Origin of the sequence: Streptomyces sp. NPDC053474, assembly GCF_044544845.1 — a bacterium.
Classification (GTDB): domain Bacteria; phylum Actinomycetota; class Actinomycetes; order Streptomycetales; family Streptomycetaceae; genus Streptomyces.
Genome location: NZ_JBITXV010000020.1, coordinates 70,771 through 88,792, shown reverse-complemented (window position 1 = coordinate 88,792; position 18,022 = coordinate 70,771). Strand labels below are relative to the sequence as shown.

16 protein-coding genes are annotated in these 18,022 nt (G+C 74.0%); 7 read left to right on the top strand and 9 right to left on the bottom strand.

Going from position 1 to position 18,022, the window contains the following annotated elements; all coding sequences use genetic code 11:
* The first annotated feature begins 204 nt into the window (after positions 1 to 204).
* Positions 205 to 1,056 (top strand): formate dehydrogenase accessory sulfurtransferase FdhD, encoded by an 852-nt coding sequence (fdhD, locus tag ACIG3E_RS35490; RefSeq protein WP_399624175.1) that lies wholly within the window; start codon positions 205 to 207, stop codon positions 1,054 to 1,056.
* A gap of 157 nt (positions 1,057 to 1,213) precedes the next feature.
* On the opposite strand, the gene ACIG3E_RS35485 is transcribed toward fdhD, so the two are convergent.
* Positions 1,214 to 1,651, bottom strand: coding sequence for a MarR family winged helix-turn-helix transcriptional regulator (locus tag ACIG3E_RS35485; protein ID WP_399624173.1), 438 nt, complete (start codon positions 1,649 to 1,651; stop codon positions 1,214 to 1,216).
* 90 nt (positions 1,652 to 1,741) lie between these two features.
* Here ACIG3E_RS35485 and ACIG3E_RS35480 point away from each other — a divergent pair, with 90 nt between their 5' ends.
* The 3 genes from ACIG3E_RS35480 to ACIG3E_RS35470 all read left to right on the top strand — a co-directional run bounded on the left by ACIG3E_RS35480 (position 1,742) and on the right by ACIG3E_RS35470 (position 6,126).
* Positions 1,742 to 2,665 (top strand): zinc-binding alcohol dehydrogenase family protein, encoded by a 924-nt coding sequence (locus ACIG3E_RS35480; RefSeq protein ID WP_399624169.1) that lies wholly within the window; start codon positions 1,742 to 1,744, stop codon positions 2,663 to 2,665.
* A gap of 196 nt (positions 2,666 to 2,861) precedes the next feature.
* Entirely contained in the window at positions 2,862 to 4,832 is a 1,971-nt protein-coding gene (locus ACIG3E_RS35475; RefSeq protein WP_399624166.1) for an exo-alpha-sialidase, read from the top strand.
* A 10-nt stretch (positions 4,833 to 4,842) separates the two neighbouring features.
* Positions 4,843 to 6,126 (top strand): DUF4185 domain-containing protein, encoded by a 1,284-nt coding sequence (locus tag ACIG3E_RS35470; RefSeq protein WP_399624164.1) that lies wholly within the window; start codon positions 4,843 to 4,845, stop codon positions 6,124 to 6,126.
* Here ACIG3E_RS35470 and ACIG3E_RS35465 read toward each other — a convergent pair.
* A complete protein-coding gene (locus ACIG3E_RS35465; RefSeq protein ID WP_399624163.1) occupies positions 6,062 to 7,099 on the bottom strand; it encodes a bile acid:sodium symporter family protein in 1,038 nt (345 codons plus the stop codon). The two genes, ACIG3E_RS35470 and ACIG3E_RS35465, sit on opposite strands and share 65 nt — an antisense overlap.
* 149 nt (positions 7,100 to 7,248) lie before the next feature.
* Here ACIG3E_RS35465 and ACIG3E_RS35460 point away from each other — a divergent pair, with 149 nt between their 5' ends.
* On the top strand, positions 7,249 to 8,127 hold the full coding sequence (locus ACIG3E_RS35460) for a LysR substrate-binding domain-containing protein (protein ID WP_399624161.1): 879 nt from the start codon (positions 7,249 to 7,251) through the stop codon (positions 8,125 to 8,127).
* A 13-nt stretch (positions 8,128 to 8,140) separates the two neighbouring features.
* Here the strand turns inward: ACIG3E_RS35460 and ACIG3E_RS35455 are convergent, their stop codons facing one another.
* Positions 8,141 to 9,118 (bottom strand): Lrp/AsnC family transcriptional regulator, encoded by a 978-nt coding sequence (locus ACIG3E_RS35455; protein ID WP_399624159.1) that lies wholly within the window; start codon positions 9,116 to 9,118, stop codon positions 8,141 to 8,143.
* A gap of 128 nt (positions 9,119 to 9,246) precedes the next feature.
* Here ACIG3E_RS35455 and ACIG3E_RS35450 point away from each other — a divergent pair, with 128 nt between their 5' ends.
* Together ACIG3E_RS35450 and ACIG3E_RS35445 are read left to right on the top strand one after the other, a co-directional pair.
* Positions 9,247 to 10,752 (top strand): MFS transporter, encoded by a 1,506-nt coding sequence (locus ACIG3E_RS35450; RefSeq protein ID WP_399624156.1) that lies wholly within the window; start codon positions 9,247 to 9,249, stop codon positions 10,750 to 10,752.
* Positions 10,753 to 10,956: 204 nt separating this feature from the next.
* On the top strand, positions 10,957 to 12,780 hold the full coding sequence (locus ACIG3E_RS35445; protein ID WP_399624153.1) for an AMP-dependent synthetase/ligase: 1,824 nt from the start codon (positions 10,957 to 10,959) through the stop codon (positions 12,778 to 12,780).
* Positions 12,781 to 12,810: 30 nt separating this feature from the next.
* Here the strand turns inward: ACIG3E_RS35445 and ACIG3E_RS35440 are convergent, their stop codons facing one another.
* Genes ACIG3E_RS35440 through pqqC form a run of 6 tightly spaced genes read right to left on the bottom strand, consistent with a single transcriptional unit; the run spans position 12,811 to position 17,986 of the window.
* Positions 12,811 to 13,911 carry a PQQ-dependent sugar dehydrogenase gene (locus tag ACIG3E_RS35440; RefSeq protein ID WP_399624151.1) on the bottom strand — a complete coding sequence of 367 codons (1,101 nt, stop codon included), beginning with the start codon at positions 13,909 to 13,911 and terminating at the stop codon, positions 12,811 to 12,813.
* Between the two features lie 47 nt (positions 13,912 to 13,958).
* Entirely contained in the window at positions 13,959 to 14,738 is a 780-nt protein-coding gene (locus tag ACIG3E_RS35435; RefSeq protein ID WP_399624150.1) for a Tat pathway signal sequence domain protein, read from the bottom strand.
* A 7-nt stretch (positions 14,739 to 14,745) separates the two neighbouring features.
* Complete coding sequence (locus ACIG3E_RS35430) at positions 14,746 to 15,912, bottom strand: glycoside hydrolase family 105 protein (RefSeq protein ID WP_399624147.1); 1,167 nt, start codon at positions 15,910 to 15,912, stop codon at positions 14,746 to 14,748.
* Positions 15,909 to 17,042, bottom strand: a complete 1,134-nt coding sequence (gene pqqE / locus ACIG3E_RS35425) for a pyrroloquinoline quinone biosynthesis protein PqqE (RefSeq protein ID WP_399624146.1) — start codon at positions 17,040 to 17,042, stop codon at positions 15,909 to 15,911. The genes ACIG3E_RS35430 and pqqE overlap by 4 nt, the downstream gene beginning before the upstream one ends.
* Positions 17,039 to 17,311: a pyrroloquinoline quinone biosynthesis peptide chaperone PqqD gene (pqqD, locus tag ACIG3E_RS35420; protein ID WP_399624145.1), complete on the bottom strand. Its 273-nt coding sequence runs from the start codon at positions 17,309 to 17,311 to the stop codon at positions 17,039 to 17,041. The genes pqqE and pqqD overlap by 4 nt, the downstream gene beginning before the upstream one ends.
* A 6-nt stretch (positions 17,312 to 17,317) precedes the next feature.
* Complete coding sequence (gene pqqC, locus ACIG3E_RS35415) at positions 17,318 to 17,986, bottom strand: pyrroloquinoline-quinone synthase PqqC (protein ID WP_399624297.1); 669 nt, start codon at positions 17,984 to 17,986, stop codon at positions 17,318 to 17,320.
* Positions 17,987 to 18,022 lie beyond the last annotated feature (36 nt).

The window sequence follows — 18,022 nt, the reverse complement described above, 5'->3', positions numbered from 1 at the left end:
CGGGATTCGTCGACGGTATGCGATGTCGCACGGGGCCCTTGCCGCCCCAACTTCCATACTGTAGACAATATTCCATGAGGCGGCCGCCGCCGCACGTCACGCGTGCAGGACAATGAGATCGCGAAGGTCACCTCCCCGCCCGGTGACCCACGGCAGCAAGGGCCGCTCCGGCCACCAGCACGGACAGAACCGGGACTGATCGACATGGGACGAGTCACGGAGCGCCGCCGCGTCCTCCGCATCCGCGACGGCGCGGTCAGCGAGCGGCCCGACACGCTCGTCGCCGAGGAGCCGATGGAGATCCGCCTCAACGGCAGGCCGCTCGCCATCACCATGCGCACGCCGGGCGACGACTTCGCGCTCGCCGCGGGCTTCCTCGTCAGCGAGGGCGTCCTCGGCGCGGCGGACGAGCTGAGCAACATCGTGTACTGCGCGGGCGCCACCCAGGACGGCTCGAACACGTACAACGTGGTGGACGTGTCGACCGCGCCCGGCGTCGTCATCCCGGACCTCACCCTCGAACGGAACGTGTACACGACCTCGTCGTGCGGCCTGTGCGGCAAGGCCAGCCTGGACGCGGTCCGCACGACGGCCCGCTGGGCCGTCGACGACGGCCCCGACCCGCTGCGGCTCACCCCCGAACTGCTCGCGGGGCTTCCCGAACGGCTGCGTGCGGCCCAGCGCGTCTTCGACCGGACCGGCGGCCTGCACGCGGCCGCGCTGTTCTCCGAGGACGGCGAGCTGCTCGACGTCCGCGAGGACGTGGGGCGCCACAACGCCGTCGACAAGCTGGTGGGGCGGGCCCTGCAGAGCGGCCGCCTGCCGCTGTCCCGGACGGTCCTGCTCGTGTCGGGCCGCGCCTCCTTCGAGCTGGCCCAGAAGGCCGTGATGGCGGGCATCCCCGTGCTCGCGGCCGTCTCGGCGCCCTCGTCGCTCGCCGTCGACCTCGCGGCCGAGACGGGGCTCACGCTGGTGGGGTTCCTGCGGGGTGCCTCCATGAACGTGTACGCGGGCCAGCACCGGGTGGCCTTGCAGGCCATGGCCGACCGGGGCTAGGCGGGGCCCGAGCTGCCCCCCGGCCGCGCCCCGCTTGCAGCGGGGGCCATCGCGCTGCGCGCTCGTCCTCAAGCGCCGGACCGGCTTGATCATTGCCGCTTCGCGGCTCGTCCTCAAGCGCCGGACGGGCTTGATCCCTTCCCCATCGCGTCCGTCGTCACGTGTCCGCCACTCGCGTCAGCATCTCCGTGAAGCGGGCGCGCTCCTCCTGCGACAACGGCGCCAGGAGGTCGGCGTTGGCCCGTTGGGCGGCGCGGGCGCAGCGCTGGACCATGCGGTGGCCCTCGGCCGTGATGGTCACGGCGTTCTTGCGGCGGTCCTTGGGGTCGGGCGTGCGGTCGACCAGGCCCGCGTCCTGGAGGTCGTTGAGGACGCCGACCATGTCCTTGGGGTCGAGCGACACGCTGCGGCCCAGCTCCGCCTGGGCGACGGGGCCGAGGTCGGCGACGGCGGACAGGACCACGTGGTGCCACATCCGCAGGCCCTCGGCCGCGAGGGCGTCGGCGACCAGGGCGCGGCCGCGGGCGGCGGCGCGACCGAGCAGCCAGCTGGGCAGGGTGCGGATGGTGGAGGGCGCGGGCGGGGTCTCGGGCATGGGAGGAGCGTACCGAAGAACCGTTGGACTTCCCAATGAAGTTAGGGTTACCGTTGGGCCTACCAATGGTTCCGCCTTAAGGAGGCACGCATGCGTCGCGTTCGGTACGACCACAGCGGAGGCCCGGAGGTCCTGCGGCTCGAAGAGGCTCCCCTGCCCGCGCCGGGGCCCGGCGAGCTGCTCGTGCGCGTCGCGGCGGCCGGTGTGACGCTGCCCGTCGTGCGCAAGGTGCGCGAGTCCCCCGAGCCGATCCCGCTCGGCGGCGAGATCGCGGGCGAGGTGGCCGGGCTCGGCCCGGGCGTCACCGGGTTCGCGCCCGGCGACCGCGTCACCGGGCTGACCTTCGGGCACGGCTACGCCGACTACGCCCTGCTGCACACCTCCATGGCCTCCCCCGTGCCGGACGGCGCGAGCGCGACCGACGCGGTGGCCCTGGTCCGCAGCGGCCTGGTCGCCTACGGCGCGCTCCAGGCGGCGCGGCCCGCGCCCGGCGAGGCCGCGCTGATCACCGGGGCGGCCAGCGGCGTGGGCCACCTGGCGGTGCAGCTGGCCGCGCTCGGCGGCGCCGGGCGGGTCGTGGGCGCCGTGTCGGACCCCGCCAAGCGCGACTTCGTGCGCTCCCTGGGCGCCACCGAGGTGGTCGCGTACGACCGGGAGAGCTGGGGCGAGCCGGTCGACTACTGCCTGGACGCGGTGGGCGGCGAGCTGCTCGCCCCGGCCCTGGCCGCCCTTGCCCCCCTCGGCCGCCTCGTCGCCTACAGCTCGGGCGGCGGCACCGTGCGGGCGTACGACCTGCTCGTCGGCGCCAAGTCCGTGACGGGATTTCAGCTGGCGCTCATCGCCCGGGGCCACCCGGACACCTACGAGGCGTGGCGGCGGGAGCTGTGGCGACTGTTCGGGGATGGCGCGCTGCGGCCCGCCGTGCACGCCGCCTTCCCCCTGGAGGAGGCGGCGAAGGCGCACGAGGCCATCGAGTCCCGCGCCAATCTCGGCAAGGTCGTCCTCGTTCCGTAGCGGCCGACAGGGTGGTCGCTCCGGCGGCATTCTCACCCGTTGGGAGGGTTGATTCCGGAGCCGCTCGCCCGTATGGCTTCAGCTACACGCGCGGTTCTTGTGCGGCCCCAGCAGCCCAAGTAGCGTCGGCGCCCCGCACCTTGGACATGGGATGTCCATATGTCCGGTCGATATGGTCACTACGAAGGGCCGCCGAATGCCCCTGAGACACCGCGCACGCCCCAGACCTCCCCGGCTCGACCTCGCCGCACCCCCATCCCGCCGCCGCCCGCCCCGGCGCACCGTCGCCGCGCTGACCACGGCCACCCTCACCGCGCTCGCCCTGCCGTCGGCGCTGAGCGGCTCGGCCGCGGCCGGTGACCGGGCGCTGCCGTCCTTCGAGCAGCAGGTCCTCTTCAAGGCTTCCCAGGATCCCGGGTACACCTGCTTCCGTATACCGGCCGTGGTGAAGACGGTGAAGGGCACGCTCCTCGCCTTCGCCGAGGGCCGTGTCAACGACTGCAGCGACGCGGGCGACATCGACCTCGTCCTCAAGCGGTCCCACGACGGCGGCCGCACCTGGGGGCCCATGCAGGTCATCAACGAGGGCGCCGGGAACACCCACGGCAACCCGACGCCGATCGTGGACCGGGACACGGGCCGCGTCGTCCTCGCGGAGACGTACAACACCGGACGCACGGACGGCAAGAACTGCGAGGTGCCGTGCGACCGCACCCCGCACCTGCAGTACAGCGACGACGACGGCGTGACCTGGTCGGCGCCGCGGGACCTGAGCAAGGAGATCCTGCCCGCCGGCTGGAACTCCTGGTACGCGACCGGGCCCGTGCACGGCCTGCAACTGACCCGCGGCCGCCACAAGGGCCGCCTCGTCTTCGCCGTGAACGCCGAGACGTGGAACGGCAGCCGGGTCACCGCCAACCACGCCGCGCTCATCGTCAGCGACGACGGCGGCGAGCGGTGGCGGATCGGCGCCACCGACTCGTACCCCGTCGACGCCGCCGACGGCACGTTCCGGCAGAAGCCGTCGGAGATGACCGTCACCGAGCGCCAGGACGGCTCCATCTACGTCAGCGGGCGCGAGCAGGACGGCACCGACCTCGGGCACCGCTCCCACACCGTCAGCCGCGACGGCGGCGACAGCTTCATCGCGCCCTTCCGCCCCCAGCCCGACCTGTACACGCCCCAGGTGCAGGGCTCGACGCTGCGGCTCGGCGACCGGCTCCTGCTCGCCTGCCCGGGCGACCCGGACCGGCGCCGCACCATGACCGTCCGGTCCTCCTACGACGGCGGCCGCACCTGGGACAGCTTCGACCGCTCCACCGTCGTCACCACCGACTGGTCCGGCTACTCGGACATGGTGCACGCCGACGCCGACCACGTGGGCCTGATGTACGAGGGCGGCCCGGTCGACGCCCGCGACGAGATCCGCTTCGCGCGCTTCACCGAGGACTGGCTGAAGCCGCGGCGCGGCCCCGACCCGCACACGAGCGACTGGGCTCCCGGCGCGCCCGGCGCCGCGGTGCTCGGCGGCGCGCGCCCCACCGACGGCGTCACGGGCGACGCGCTCGCCTTCGACGGCACCGACGACGCGGTACGCCTGCGCTTCAGACCCCAACTGCCGCTGGGCTCCGGCGACTTCACCCTGTCGCTGTGGTTCCGCTACTCCGCCACCAGCGGGGAGCAGCCGCTGCTGTGGATGGGCGGCGTCGGCACGAACCAGCCCCAGGTGTGGCTGCGCGGCGAACCCGCGGCGGGCCGCGTCACGGGCCTGATCACCACCCGTGAGGGCGGTACGCCGCCCCGCTCGGCCTCCCTGAGCACCCAGGGCGCGTACAACGACGGCGCGTGGCACCACGCCGTGCTGCGGCGCGGCGACGGGGAGCTCACGCTGTTCGTGGACGACACCGAGCTGTCCCGGCCCGACGTGCCGGGCACGGTCAGCCGCACCTCGCCCTTCGGCGTGCACATCGGGCAGCGCGTCGACAGCCGGGCCCACTTCGCCGGAGCCATCGACGAGGTGCGGGTCTTCAAGCGGGCCCTGACCGACGCGGAGGTGGACGAGCTGGGCTCGCCCAGCGGGTCCGGCCGAGGGCGGACCGGCCGGTCCGCTGTGACACCGGACACCGTCGCCTGGCTGCCCATGGACCGCGTGCGCCCGAGGAACTAGCGTCCCGGGCGTGTCCCAAGCCACACGCCCGCTCACCGGTCCGACGGAGGCGAACCGGCAGCCGGGCGGCCCCGGTTCACCCCTGCTGTGGGTCGCCCTGCTGCTGGCGCTCGCCTGCGCCGCCCTGCTCCTGAGGGCCCTTCCGGACGACGAGGACGACCGGAAGGGCCCGGCGGCGTGCACGGCCCGCGGTGTGGACTCCTGGCAGCCCGAGACCGATCTGACGAACGCGTTCGCCGCGTACGGCGACGACGCGGCGCGCGACGACGACTGGAGCGGCGGCGACGGCACCCACTCGGTGAAGCTGCCCGACGGGCGCGTCCTGTGGCTGTTCTCCGACACCTTCCTCGGCCGGGTGCACCCGCCGCCCAACCAGCAGGGCAAGCCGCACAAGTGGCGCGACGGCGGCGCCCCGATGGTCCGCAACTCCGGGGTGGTGACGTCCCGCTCCGGGGCCCTGGAGCGGACCCTGCCCACGCCCCTGTTCCACGACCCGGGGCCCGGGCAGTGGCGCTGGCCGGTCGCCGCGAAGGTCGAGCCGCGCACGCCGGGCGGCGGCGAGCAGGTCGTGCGCGTGCTGCTGTGGACCCGGGCCGCGGGGCCCGCGCCGTGGATCTTCGGGGTGCCCGCCGCCACCGAGGTCGCCACGCTCACCCTGCCCGACCTCGCCCTCGAAGGCATCACGCAGATCTCCGACCAGCGCGGCGTCGCCGACCCCGAGCGGCGGGTGCTGTACGGCACCACCACGGTCGACGACGGCGACTGGACGTACGTCTTCGGCGGCAACGACGCCCAGACCGCCTCGCGCCCCTCCTCGCGCGCCTACGTGGCCCGCGTCCCGCACGGCGGCCTCGGCGACCCCTCGGCCTGGCGCTACTGGGACGGCGGCGACTGGTCGCGCGCCGGGGCGAAGCCGCGCTCGGTGCTCGGCGACGACGACCAGAATGGGGTCGGCAGCGCGTTCACCGTGGTCCGGGACGGCGGCACGTACGTGCTGTTCACGATGGCGGCGGGCGCGCGGGGCCTGACCACCGTCACGTCGTACTGGGCGTGCTCGCCCAGCGGGCCCTGGTACGGCCCCGCCAAGGGCTTCGCGCCGCCGCTGCCCGCGGACTCGGCCGCGTACAACCCGCAGGCGCACCCCGCCCTGAGCGGCGGCGGCCGCCTCGTGCTGAGCTACGACGTGAACGCGCCGGACGCCACGGCGACGGCGGCGGGGCAGGCGAACGTCAACCGGAACGTGGAGCTGTACCGGCCGCGGTTCGTGACGCTGCGCCTGGCCCGGCCGGAGTGAACTCCTGAAGGTCGTGGGAGCGGCGCTTGGCGATCACCGCGCAGACCATCAGCTGCATCTGGTGGAAGAGCATCAGGGGCAGCACCGCGAGGGAGGCCTGCGCGCCGAACAGGACGCTGGCCATGGGCAGCCCGGCCGCCAGGGACTTCTTCGACCCCGCGAACTGGATCGCGACCCGGTCCGCGCGGTCGAAGCCGAGCCGCTTGGCGCCGTACCAGGTCAGGCTGAGCATCAGCGCGAGCAGCACCGCCTCCACGCCGAGCAGCGCGGCGAGCCGGGCCGGGGTGACCTGGCTCCAGATGCCGCGCACCATGCCCTGGCTGAACGCGGTGTAGACGACGAGCAGGATCGAGCACCGGTCGATCAGGCTCAGGACCTTCTTGTGCCGCGTGACGAAACCCCCGATCCAGCGCCGCAGCACCTGCCCCGCGAGGAACGGCACGAGCAGCTGGAGCACGATCTTCACGAACGCGTCGGCGGAGAAGCCGCCGCCGGTGTCGGCGAGCAGCCAGGCCACGAGCAGCGGGGTGAGCACCACCCCGGCGAGCGAGGAGAAGGTGCCCGCGCAGATCGCCGCGGGCACGTTGCCGCGCGCCAGCGAGGTGAAGGCGATCGACGACTGGATCGTCGAGGGCACCAGGGTCAGGAACAGGAAGCCGCTGTAGAGCGCGGGCGTCAGGACGTGCGGCACGAGCGCCTTGGCGGCGAGGCCGAGCAGCGGGAACACCAGGAACGTGCACAGGAGCACGGTGAGGTGCAGCCGCCAGTGCCGCAGCCCGTCCAGCGCCTCCCGGGTCGAGAGGCGGGCGCCGTAGAGGAAGAACAGCAGCGCGACGGCCGTGGTGGAGGCCCCGGACGCGACGTCGGCCGCGGTGTCCCGGGCGGGCAGGAGCGCGGCGAGGCCGACGGTGCAAAGCAGCACCGCGATGAAGGGGTCGACCGGCATCCACGACGGCCAGGACGGGCGTTTCACAGGGCTCCGTGCTCTCGGGGTCTCGGTTCTTCGGGCCCGTCCACGGGCCGGACCCGGTACGTGCCCTCTCCATGGTCCTCCTCTTCCACGTCATCGGGAATCCCGTAGACCGCTCTGACTGTCATCACGTACCGCGATAACCTGGTGGGGTGTACGACCCCGCTCAGCTGCGTACGTTCCTCGCGGTGGCCCAGACGTTGAGCTTCACGCAGGCCGCGCGGCGGCTCGGCCTGCGCCAGTCGACGGTCAGCCAGCACGTGCGGCGCCTGGAGGACGCGACCGGGCGGCCGCTGTTCGCGCGGGACACGCACCGCGTGGAGCTGACCGAGGACGGCGAGGCGATGCTCGGCTTCGCGCGCCGCATCCTGGAGGTGCACGAGCAGGCCACGGCGCACTTCACCGGCGCCCGGCTCGGCGGGCGGCTGCGCTTCGGCGCGTCCGAGGACTTCGTCCTGACCCGGCTCACCGACATCCTGCAGTCCTTCCGGCGCGAGCACCCGGAGGTCGACCTGGAGCTGACGGTCGAGCTGTCCGGCACGCTGCACGAGCGCCTGGACGCGGGCAAGCTCGACCTCGTCCTCGCCAAGCGGCGCCCGAAGGACCCGCGCGGCGAACTGGTCTGGCACGACGACCTGGTGTGGATCGGCACGCCCCGGCTGCGCCTTGACCCGGGGCGCCCGGTGCCGCTCATCGTGTACCCGCCGCCGGGCATCACCCGGGCGCTCGCGCTGCGGGCCCTGGAGGACAGCGGCCGCCCCTGGCGGATCGCCTGCACCAGCGGCAGCCTGAACGGCCTGGTGGCCGCCGCGCGCGCCGGGCTCGGCGTGATGGCGCACTCGCGCGGCCTCATCCCGCCCGGCCTGGTGCGGGTCTCCGACCGGCTCGGGCTGCCGGAGCTCGGCGCGGTGGACTTCGTCCTGCGCCACGGCGAGCGGCGCCCGGCCGCACCGGGCGCCCACGCGGCGGCGGACGCGCTCGCGGCGGCGATCCTGGCGGGCGGTGACCGCTTGCAGCGCGGGCGCCCCTGACGCCGGACAGGCCCTAGCGCGTGGGCTGGTAGGTGAGTTGCTTGACGCGGCGCAGGTACGGCGTGGTCTCCACGTGCCGCACGCCCTCCAGGCCGCCGATCTCCCCGCTGAGGTAGGCGTACAGGCCCGCGGTGTCCTGGGTGACGACGGTCGCCACCAGGTTGGAGGGGCCCGCCGTGGCGGCGACGTAGGCGATCTCGTAGTGCTCGGCAAGGGCCTGGCCCACGGAGTGCAGGGCGGCGGGGGCCGTCGTGATCCACAGGGTGGCGCCGCAGCGGTAGCCGAGGGCCTCGGCGCTGTACTCGATGTCGACGTAGATCGCCCGGGACTCCAGGAGCGCGGTCAGGCGGCGCTTGACCGTGGACTCCGAGAGGCCGGTGGCGCGCTGGAGTTCGGGGTATCCGGCGCGGCCGTCGGCTTCGAGCGCGGCCACCAGGGGTTCGTCCTCCGGGGAGATCCGGGCCGGGGCCGCGGGCCGCGGGGGGAGCGGCGGGGTCAGCGCCGCGAGCTGCTCGGCGCTCAGCGGGGCGAGCTTGCCGAGCCAGCCGCGGGGCCCGCCGAAGAAGGTGTGCAGGAGCTGGTGGGCGCGGATGTCCACGATGTGCGGGGTGCGCGGCAGCTTGCCGAGCAGCAGGTCGTGGTCGCCGGGGGTGCGGGGCTTGGTCATGCAGAGGACCTCCGTGCCCCCGGCGGCCAGGCCCACCCAGAACGTGTCGGGGCGGCGGGCCAGGGCGTGCGCGATGGTCTGCGCGCCGTCCGGGGCGCAGCGCAGCCGGAGCATCCAGTGGTCCTGGCCGAGCCGCTCGGCGTTGCGCAGCACCACGACGCGGAGCCCGGCCCGGGCGGTGAGGCGGCGGTAGCGGCGCGCGATGGTCTGGTCCGAGACGCCGAGCACCGCCGCGATCTTGCTGAACGGCGCGCGCCCGTCGGTCTCCAGGGCCTGGAGCAGCTGCTGGTCCAGTACGTCGAGTGTGGAGGATTCCATCGTCATGCGCCCCCGAGATGTCGGATCCCGCCGAAGTGCGGCCGGTGGCCGTCACGATCGTCCGGCCGCGACGGATCGTACGGCATCGGAGCCACCGCCCGGTGGCGTACGGACCAGGGAACGGGAGGAAGACCATGCGCTCATGGGGGCCGTTGACGGCGGTGTGCCTGGGCACGTTCATGCTGCTGCTCGACGTGACGATCGTGGTCGTGGCGCTGCCCGACATGGCGCGGGCGCTCGACGCCTCGCTCAGCGATCTGCAGTGGGTCATCGACGGTTACGCGCTCGCGCTCGCCGCGCTGCTGCTCGGCATCGGCGCCGCCGCCGACGTGGTCGGCCACCGACGCGTGCAGCTCGCGGGCACCGTCGTCTTCGCGGTCGCCTCGCTCGGCTGCGGGCTCGCGGCCGACGCGCAGCTGCTGGTGGCGGCGCGCGCGGTGCAGGGGCTCGGGGCCGCCGCGATGTTCGCCACGACGCTGCCGCTGCTCGGCGCCGCGTACCAGGGCAAGGAGCGCTCGGTGGCGCTCGGCCTGTGGGGCGCGGTGAGCGGTGCCGCCGCAGCCCTCGGGCCGATCGTCGGCGGGCTGCTCACCGAGGGGCCCGGCTGGCGCTGGATCTTCTTCGTCAACCTGCCGGTGAGCGTGGCCTCGGTGTGGCTGACGCTGCGCGCGGTGCCGCCGTCGCGGGGGCGCGCGGAGCGGCGCGTGGACTGGGCGGGCACGGCGACGTTCGCGCTGTTCGCGGGCGCGCTCACGTTCGGCGTGGTGCGGGCGTCGACGGTCGGCTGGGCCTCGGCGCGCACCGGGGTGACGCTCGCGGTGGCGGCGCTCGCGCTGCTCGCCTTCGTCGTGGTCGAGCGCCGCGCCGCGTATCCGCTGCTCGATCTGCGGCTGCTGCGCAAGCCCGCGTTCACCGGGGTCCTGATCGGTGCGATCGGCTACAACGCGGCCGCGTTCGGCGTGGTCCCGTACCTCTCGATCTGGCTGCAGACGGTGCTCGGCATGAGCCCGGTGCGCGGCAGCCTGGTCCTGGTGCCGCTGTCGGCCACGTCGTTCGTGGTGGCGGCGGTCGGCGGGCGCCTGCTGCACGGGGTGGCGGGGCGGTACGTCATCGGCGTCGGGCTGCTCCTGATCGGCGCGGGCGGCCTGGCGATGGCGGTGCTCGACGCGGGCTCGTCCTGGGGCGCGCTCGTGCCGGGCCTGATGCTCGCGGGCGTCGGCATCGGCCTGGTCTCACCGGGGCTCGCGGGCGCCGCGCTGGCCGCGGTGCCCCCGCGCGACGCGGGCATGGCGGGCGGCGCGGTGAACACCTTCCGGCAGCTCGGCTACGCCCTCGGCGTCGCCCTCTTCGGCACGGTCCTGACCGCGCGGATGCAGGACACGCTCGGCCACGACGCGGCGCACGCCGTGGCGGGCGGCGGGGCGGCGGCCGTCCGGGGCGCGTTCTCCGAGCACAGCGTGCGCGAGGCGTTCGCGTCCGGGCTCAACAGCGCCTCGCTCACGGCGGGGATCACCGGCCTCGTGGCGGGTGTCGCGGTCCTCGTGATGGTCCGGACCAAGCGGACGGCCGACGCAGGCCAGGGGCCCGCCGCATCCGAACGGACGGTCGAGGGCGCGCCCGCGAAGCAGCTCCAGGCGTAACTTCCGCGTACAGATTCGGTGGAGATCACGCCACCGGAACTTACTCATCCGTCAGGAAACTGTCCGGCCCTTCCCCTTGTGGCCGCATTTCACCAGCTGACCTGTGACGATCGTGCCCATGGGCCCGTTCCCCACCCCCCTCCCGCACGGGACTGGGGTGGGGTACCGTCACCGGCGCTGTGCGGAGCGCCACAAGGAGCACCATTGCGCGAGTTCACGAACCCTCCCCTGGCGTCGGCTCCCCAAGCGGGCGGCCTCGCCGACGCCGTCTTCGACCATGCCCTGGAGGATCCGGTCCGCGTCGTGCTCGGGCGCAAGGGCGACGACGGCGTCTGGCGGGACGTGACCTCGGCGCAGTTCCGCGACGAGGTCCTCGCGCTCGCCAAGGGGCTGCTCGCCCAGGGCGTGCGCTTCGGGGACCGGGTCGCCATCATGTGCCGCACCCGCTACGAGTGGACGCTGTTCGACTTCGCCCTGTGGACGGTCGGCGCGCAGGTCGTCCCCGTCTACCCCACGTCGTCGGCCGAGCAGGTCTTCTGGATGCTGCACGACGCGCAGGTCACCGCGGCCATGGTCGAGCACGAGGACCACGCGATGACGATCGGCTCGGTCGTGGACCGCCTTCCGCTGCTGCGCTGCCTGTGGCAGCTCGACGGGGACGCGGTGCGCGAGCTCGGCGAGGCGGGCCGCGGCCTGGACGACGAGGTGGTGCACCGCCACCGGCGCGCGGTCACGCCCGACTCCGTCGCCACCGTGATCTACACCTCCGGCACCACGGGCCGCCCCAAGGGCTGTGTGCTCACCCACGCGAACTTCATGTTCGAGGTGGACACGGTCATCCGGCGCTGGGAGCCGGTGTTCCACTCCAAGCGCGGCGACGAGGCGGCCACGCTGCTCTTCCTGCCGCTCGCGCACGTCTTCGGCCGCATGGTGCAGGTGGCGGCGGTGCGCGGCCGGGTCAAGCTGGGGCACCAGCCGAGCCTGACCGCGGCGGCGCTGCTCCCGGACCTGGCCGCGTTCCGGCCCACCTTCTTCCTCGCCGTGCCGTACATCTTCGAGAAGGTCTTCAACGCGGCCCGGCGCAAGGCCGAACGGGAGGGCAGGGCGGGCCCGTTCGACAAGGCCGTCGAGGTGGCCGTGAAGTACGCCGACGCGATGGAGGCCAAGGCCTTCGGCACCGGGCCAGGGCCCTCGGCGGGCCTGCGGATGCAGCACCAGCTCTTCGACAAGCTGGTGTACGCCAAGGTGCGCGAGGCGATGGGCGGCCGGGTGCGGCACGCGATGTCCGGCGGCTCGGGCATGGACCGGCGCCTCGGCCTGTTCTTCGCGGGCGCGGGCGTCACCGTCTTCGAGGGCTACGGCCTCACCGAGTCCTCGGCCGCCGCGACCGCCAACCCACCCGAGCGCACCCGCTACGGCACGGTCGGCCAGGCCATCCCGGGCACGACCGTGCACATCGCGGACGACGGCGAGGTGTGGCTGCGCGGCCCCCACGTCTTCCAGGGCTACCTCAACGACCCCAAGGCCACCGACGCGGCCCTGCACGACGGCTGGCTCGCCACCGGAGACCTGGGCGCCCTCGACGAGGACGGCTACCTCACCATCACCGGCCGCAAGAAGGAGATCCTGGTGACCTCCGGCGGCAAGAGCGTGTCCCCCGCCCAGCTGGAGGAGCGGGTGCGCGACCATCCGCTGGTCGCGCAGTGCATCGTCGTCGGCAACGACCGCCCGTACGTCGCGGCGCTCGTCACCCTGGACGCGGAGGCCGTCGAGCACTGGCTCGCCCTGCGCGACAAGCCCCCGCTCGCCCTGGCCGACCTGGTGCGCGAACCGGACCTGGAGACCGAGGTGCGGCGCGCGGTGGTCGCCGCCAACACCCTGGTCTCGCAGGCCGAGTCGATCCGGACGTTCCGGATCCTGGCGCACCAGTTCACCGAGGAGCACGGCCTGCTCACGCCCTCCCTCAAGCTGAAGCGCAAGGCCATCGAGCAGGCGTACGCGGACGAGGTCGCGGCGCTGTACCCCTGACGGCCCGGGGTGCCCCTGACAGGCCGGGGGCTAGCCGATCGAGACGCGCAGGATCTTGTCCGCGCCGTCGGGCTCGCCGCCGTTGTTGTCGGCGTTGGTCGTGGACAGCCACAGCGCCCGCGCGCCGGGCACGGCCGTCACCGCGCGCAGGCGGCCGTACCGGCCGACGTAGAACGCCTTGGCGGAGCCGACGTTCTCGTTGTCGGCGTTGATGGGGACGCGCCACAGGCGCTGGCCCTTGAGGGCCGCCATGTAGACCGCCCCGTCCACGACGGCGACGCCGCTCGGCGAGGCCTCGGCGACGCCCCAGGTCTGCTTGGGGTTGGTCATCCCGGACACGTCGCAGGTGCCCTCGCAGCGGGGCCAGCCGTAGTTCTTGCCGGGCTTGATGAGGTTCAGCTCGTCCCTGGTGGCGTCGCCGAGCTCGGCCTCCCACAGGCGGCCCTGCGGGTCGAACGCGATGCCCTGCGGGTTGCGGTGGCCCAGGCTGTAGACGAGCGTGCCGAAGGGGTTGCCGGGGGCGGGCTCGCCGTCCCGGGTCAGGCGCAGGATCTTGCCGTTGAGGGAGTTCTTGTCCTGGGCGAGGTCGCGGTCCTGGGCGTCGCCCGTGGTGGCGTACAGCTGGCCGTCGGGGCCGAAGGCGAGGCGGCCGCCGTTGTGGTACTTGGCCTTCTTGATGCCCTTGACCAGGACCCGGTAGCCGCCGAGCGAGGAGCCGTCGTAGGTCATGCGGGCGATGCGGTTGCCCTCGGCCGCGGTGTGCATGACGTACACGTAGTGGTTGGACGCCCACTGCGGGTCGACGGCGATGCCCATGAGGCCGCCCTCGCCGCCGGTGGTCTGCGCCTGAGGCACCGTGCCGAGCTGCTTCTTCGTGGCGCCGTCGGCCGACACCGACCAGACGCGGAAGTCGTCCCGCTCGGTGACGAGCGCTGACGTGCCGTCGGGGAGCCAAGCGGTGCCCCACGGTATGGTCCAGCCGTTCGAGACGGTCTTGACGCCGGTGGGCTCACCGGCCGGGGCGGGCGGCGCGGCCACCGCCGCGGGGACGTGGGTCACGAGTCCCGCGGTGAGGACGGCGGTGGCCGCAAGCGCCATGCTCCGGGCGGTCGGCCTGCTGGTGCCGTGCATGGGTGCCTCCTGTGGGCCGGGGGGGTGGGAGATGCCGGTGGGACGCGTCAGACGAGCTGGTAGGCGCGCAGGTCGGACAGGAGCATGTAGGTGTCCTTCAGCGAGCCGGAGGTGTCGCCGAGGGAGCGGTAGATGCCCCACTTGGGTCGCACCCGGTCGGCGAGGAAGGTGTCCACGCCGGACGCCTCCCGGTCGATGACCGTCGTACCGCCGCTGTTGAGGATCCAGCGCACGGAGCCCGCCGAGCCGTCGCCGATCGTGATCCGGAAGTCGACGTCGGTCCACCGGTCGTGCAGCGGTTCCAGGGCCGTGCGGCCGACGAGGACGTCCTGCCCGACGACCTTCAGCTCGATGGTCTGGTCGCCGCCGAAGCGGCGCAGGGACTGCACGACGAGCGGCGCGCTGCCTATGCCGGGCTGCTTCATCTGCATGATGTGCGTGAACGTCGTGGTCGCCCGCAGCGAACTCGGCAGGAACATGCGGTAGGTGACCCGCCAGGTCTCGCCCCGCCGCCACTTCAGGTAGGTGTCGCCGGTGCGGCAGCCGGTGGCCTCCTGGCGCTGGCGGTCGGTGCTGGTGTCGCGGTCGACGGTGTGGATCGCGAAGCGGAAGGTGTCGCCCTCGGCGGTGATGTGCGGCGCGGCCTCGGGGTGCGAGTGGGCGCGGTCGTCCTCCAGGGTCTCGAAGGCGCGGGTCCCGACCTCGCGGGGGGACGGCGCCCAGCGCAGCCGCCACGCGGGGGCGGCCGCTCCGGCGGGCGGCGCTCCGGCGGCCGTGGCGGCGGCGCCGAGTGCCGCGCCCAGGACGGCCCTTCGCGACGGGGTCATGCCCGGCTCACCTCTGTTTCCGCAGTTGTTCGTTCATGAGCAGGAAGGCGCCGAGCCCGTGGAAGTCGTTGGTCCGGCGGGGCCGGGCGACGTAGAAGGCGTAGTCGCCGACGTTCGTGCCGATGGAGATGTCGGTCAGGTCGGTCAGTCCGTCGGGGCCGCGCGAGATCTTCTCCAGGACCCCTCGGTAGCCACGCCGGGCGACCTCGCGGTACGACGCGGAGACGTAGCCCTTCTCGGCGGCGCGCGCGAGGGCGTAGGTGAACATGCTGGAGCAGGACGTCTCGGTCCAGTTCCCCTCCTGGCCGCCCTTGTCGGCGACCTGGAACCAGCGGCCGGTGGCCGGGTCCTGGGTGCGCGCGATGCCCGCCGCGAGCCTGCGCACGGTGCGCAGGAGCTCCTCGCGGCCCGGCCGGTCCTTCGCGGTGGCGTCGAGGACGTTGACGGCGGCCATCGCGTACCAGCCGATGGCCCGGCACCACTGCTCGGGGGCGCGCCCCGTCTCCTTGTCGGCCCAGGCGGCGGTGCGCGACTCGTCGAAGGCGTGCTGGAACAGGCCGTTGTCCGCCTGGAGGTGGCGGGCGTAGGTGTTCAGCTGCGCGAGCGCCTCGCGGTCGGTGTACGCCTCGTCGTCGAACTCCGCGCCGTACTCGACGAGGAACGGGGTCACCATGTAGACGCCGTCCGACCAGAGCTGGTGCGCGCGGCTCGCGGTGTCGGCGTGCCAGAAGCCGCCGTCGGCGGTGCGCGGGTACGTCCGCAGGCGCTCCCGGATCGTGCGCGCGGCGATCCGGTAGCGGTCCTCGCCCGTCTCGTGGTGGAGGATCACCAGGAGCCGCCCCGCCTGCATGCTGTCGAGGCTGGTGAACTTCTGCGCGGTGTTCCCGTCCTGGTCCACGAACCGGTCGACGTACGCCTTCACGTACGTCAGATAGCGCGCGTCGCCGGTGCGCAGATACGTGCGGTACTGGCCGTAGAGGTAGAGCCCGACGGGGTACGACCAGCCGCCGATGGACGTCGGCGTGTGGCGGGCCATGGTGGACTCGACGAGGGCCACGGACCAGTCCTCGGCGGGAGGCGTCCTGGTGGGGGCGGCCGGGGTCGCGGGGGCGGTCCCCACGAGGCCCGCCAGGGCGAGGGCGCACGCCGCCACGGACAGGGCGGGACGTCTCATGATCCTCCTTCGCGGTAGGCGTAGCCGCCGTCGGCCCGCGCGGGCCCGCGCGCGGCGTCCACGAGGGCCCGCACGATCCCGTGGTCGGGCGAGCGGTGGCAGGCGGGGTCCGTGCGGGCGGCGTCGCCCGTCAGGGCGTACGCCTGGCAGCGGCAGCCGCCGAAGTCGACGCTCCGCAGCTCGCAGGAGCGGCAGGGCTCGGGCATCCAGGCCTCGCCCCGGTAGCGCGCGAAGGCGGGCGAGGACCGCCAGATCCACTCCAGCGGCCGCTCCCGCACGCTGGGGGCGGCCGCGCCGAGCAGCTCGGCGGCGGCCGGGCAGGGCAGGACCGTGCCGTCGGGCGCCACGGTCAGGGACACCGCGCCCCAGCCGCCCATGCAGGGCTTGGCGGTGGCGTCGACGTAGTCGGGGGCCACCCACACCAGCTCCATGCGCCCGGCGAGGTCGGCCCGCCACCGCTCGACGGTGCGGCGGGCGCGGGCCACCTGCTCGGGGTGCGGCAGGAGCGCGTCGCGGTTGCGCAGGGCCCAGCCGTAGAACTGGGTGTTGGCCAGCTCGACGCGCTCCGCGCCCCAGGCCAGGCCGAGTTCCACGAGGGAGTCGAGGGCGTCCAGGTTGGCGCGGTGCAGGACCACGTTCAGGCCGAGCGGCAGTCCGGCGTCGCGGACGAGGCGGGCCGCCCGCTCCTTGGCGGCGGACGCCCGCGCCCCGGCGATGCGCCGGGCGGCGCGCGGGTCGGTGTGCTGCACGGACAGCTGCACGCTGCGCAGGCCCGCCGCCATGAGGGCGGCGAGCCGGGCCTCGTGCAGGCCGACGCCGCTGGTGACGAGCTGGGTGTGGATGCCCGCGCCGTCGGCGGCGGCCACGATGTCCGCCAGGTCCCGGCGCACCAGCGGCTCGCCGCCGGACAGATGGGTCTGGACGACGCCGAGGTCACCGGCCTGACGGAAGACGTCGGCCCACTCCGCACCGGACAGCTCGGCTGACCGACCCACCAGTTCGGTCGGGTTGGAGCAGTAGGAGCAGCGCAGCGGACAGCCGTGCGTGAGCTCGGCGAGGAGGGCCCAGGGCGGCTCCGGGGGCGGGGGCGGGGGCGGCTCCGGAGCCGGGGGCGGCTCGGCGGTGGTCACCGCAGCCACCCCTCGTCCCGCAACTGCTCCAGGAAGACGGGCACTTCGGCGGCGACCGGCGCCTCAGGGTGGCGCCGTGCCAGCTCCGCGACGATCGCCTCCACGTCGCGCCTCCCGTCGCACAGCGCCACGATGCTCCCGGCGGCGCCCCGCAGGACCACCACCCGCTCGGGCAGGACGAGCAGATCGACGCCGCGCACCCGGTCGTGCCGGAGCGTCACCGAACGGGCGAGCACGGGCCGCCAGTCGAGTCGTACGAGGTCGGTCACGGCGGCTCACTCCTTCGCGTGGGCCCCGGCGGGGCCGCGGTCGACGGCGTCGAGCAGCGACCACAGCACGTCGCACTTGAAGGCGAGCGCGGCCACGGCCCGCTCCTGCTGTTCGCGGGTGCGCGCCCACGCGCGGACCAGGCCCAGCGCCTCCTGTCCGTCGCGGCCACCCTGTTCCACCCGGCCGCGGAAGTAGGCGAGCCCGTCGGCGTCGATCCACGGGTAGTGCTTCTCGAACGCGGCGATCCGGGTGCGCATCAGGTCCGGCGCGGACAGCTCGGTGAGCGAGGCGGCCACCGCGTCGAGGGCGGGCCTGAGGCGGCAGAAGTTGACGTATCCCTCGACGGCGAGCCGCACCCCCGGAAGCACCCGCGACGCGTCCTGAAGCTCGTCGCGCCCGAGGCCCGCGGCCTCGCCGAGCCGCAGCCAGCGCTCGATGCCGCCGTCGCCGGGGCGCTCGCCGTCGTGGTCCCGGATCCGGCGCAGCCAGCCGCGGCGCACGGCCGAGTCGTCGAACTTGGCCAGGATCAGGGCGTCCTTGACGGGGATGTGGCGCTGGTAGTGGAACCGGTTGGCGATCCAGCGGCGCAGCTCGCCGGGGCTGAGGTCGCCTTCGTGCATGCGGACGTTGAAGGGGTGGTGGTCGTGGTAGCGCTCGGCGGAGACGGCCCGCAGCCGCTCGGTGAGCTCGTCGGGCGTCCACGGCTGGCG

What these genes read in the sequence shown, in the direction of transcription:
- ACIG3E_RS35480 (WP_399624169.1), top strand. Translation starts at nt 1,742, where the DNA reads ATGCGTCGCGTTCGGTACGACCACAGCGGAGGCCCGGAGGTCCTGCGG.
- ACIG3E_RS35435 (WP_399624150.1), bottom strand. Translation starts at nt 14,738, where the DNA reads ATGACCCCGTCGCGAAGGGCCGTCCTGGGCGCGGCACTCGGCGCCGCC.
- ACIG3E_RS35485 (WP_399624173.1), bottom strand. Translation starts at nt 1,651, where the DNA reads ATGCCCGAGACCCCGCCCGCGCCCTCCACCATCCGCACCCTGCCCAGC.
- ACIG3E_RS35440 (WP_399624151.1), bottom strand. Translation starts at nt 13,911, where the DNA reads ATGCACGGCACCAGCAGGCCGACCGCCCGGAGCATGGCGCTTGCGGCC.
- ACIG3E_RS35455 (WP_399624159.1), bottom strand. Translation starts at nt 9,118, where the DNA reads ATGACGATGGAATCCTCCACACTCGACGTACTGGACCAGCAGCTGCTC.
- fdhD (WP_399624175.1), top strand. Translation starts at nt 205, where the DNA reads ATGGGACGAGTCACGGAGCGCCGCCGCGTCCTCCGCATCCGCGACGGC.
- ACIG3E_RS35430 (WP_399624147.1), bottom strand. Translation starts at nt 15,912, where the DNA reads ATGAGACGTCCCGCCCTGTCCGTGGCGGCGTGCGCCCTCGCCCTGGCG.
- ACIG3E_RS35475 (WP_399624166.1), top strand. Translation starts at nt 2,862, where the DNA reads ATGCCCCTGAGACACCGCGCACGCCCCAGACCTCCCCGGCTCGACCTC.
- ACIG3E_RS35450 (WP_399624156.1), top strand. Translation starts at nt 9,247, where the DNA reads ATGCGCTCATGGGGGCCGTTGACGGCGGTGTGCCTGGGCACGTTCATG.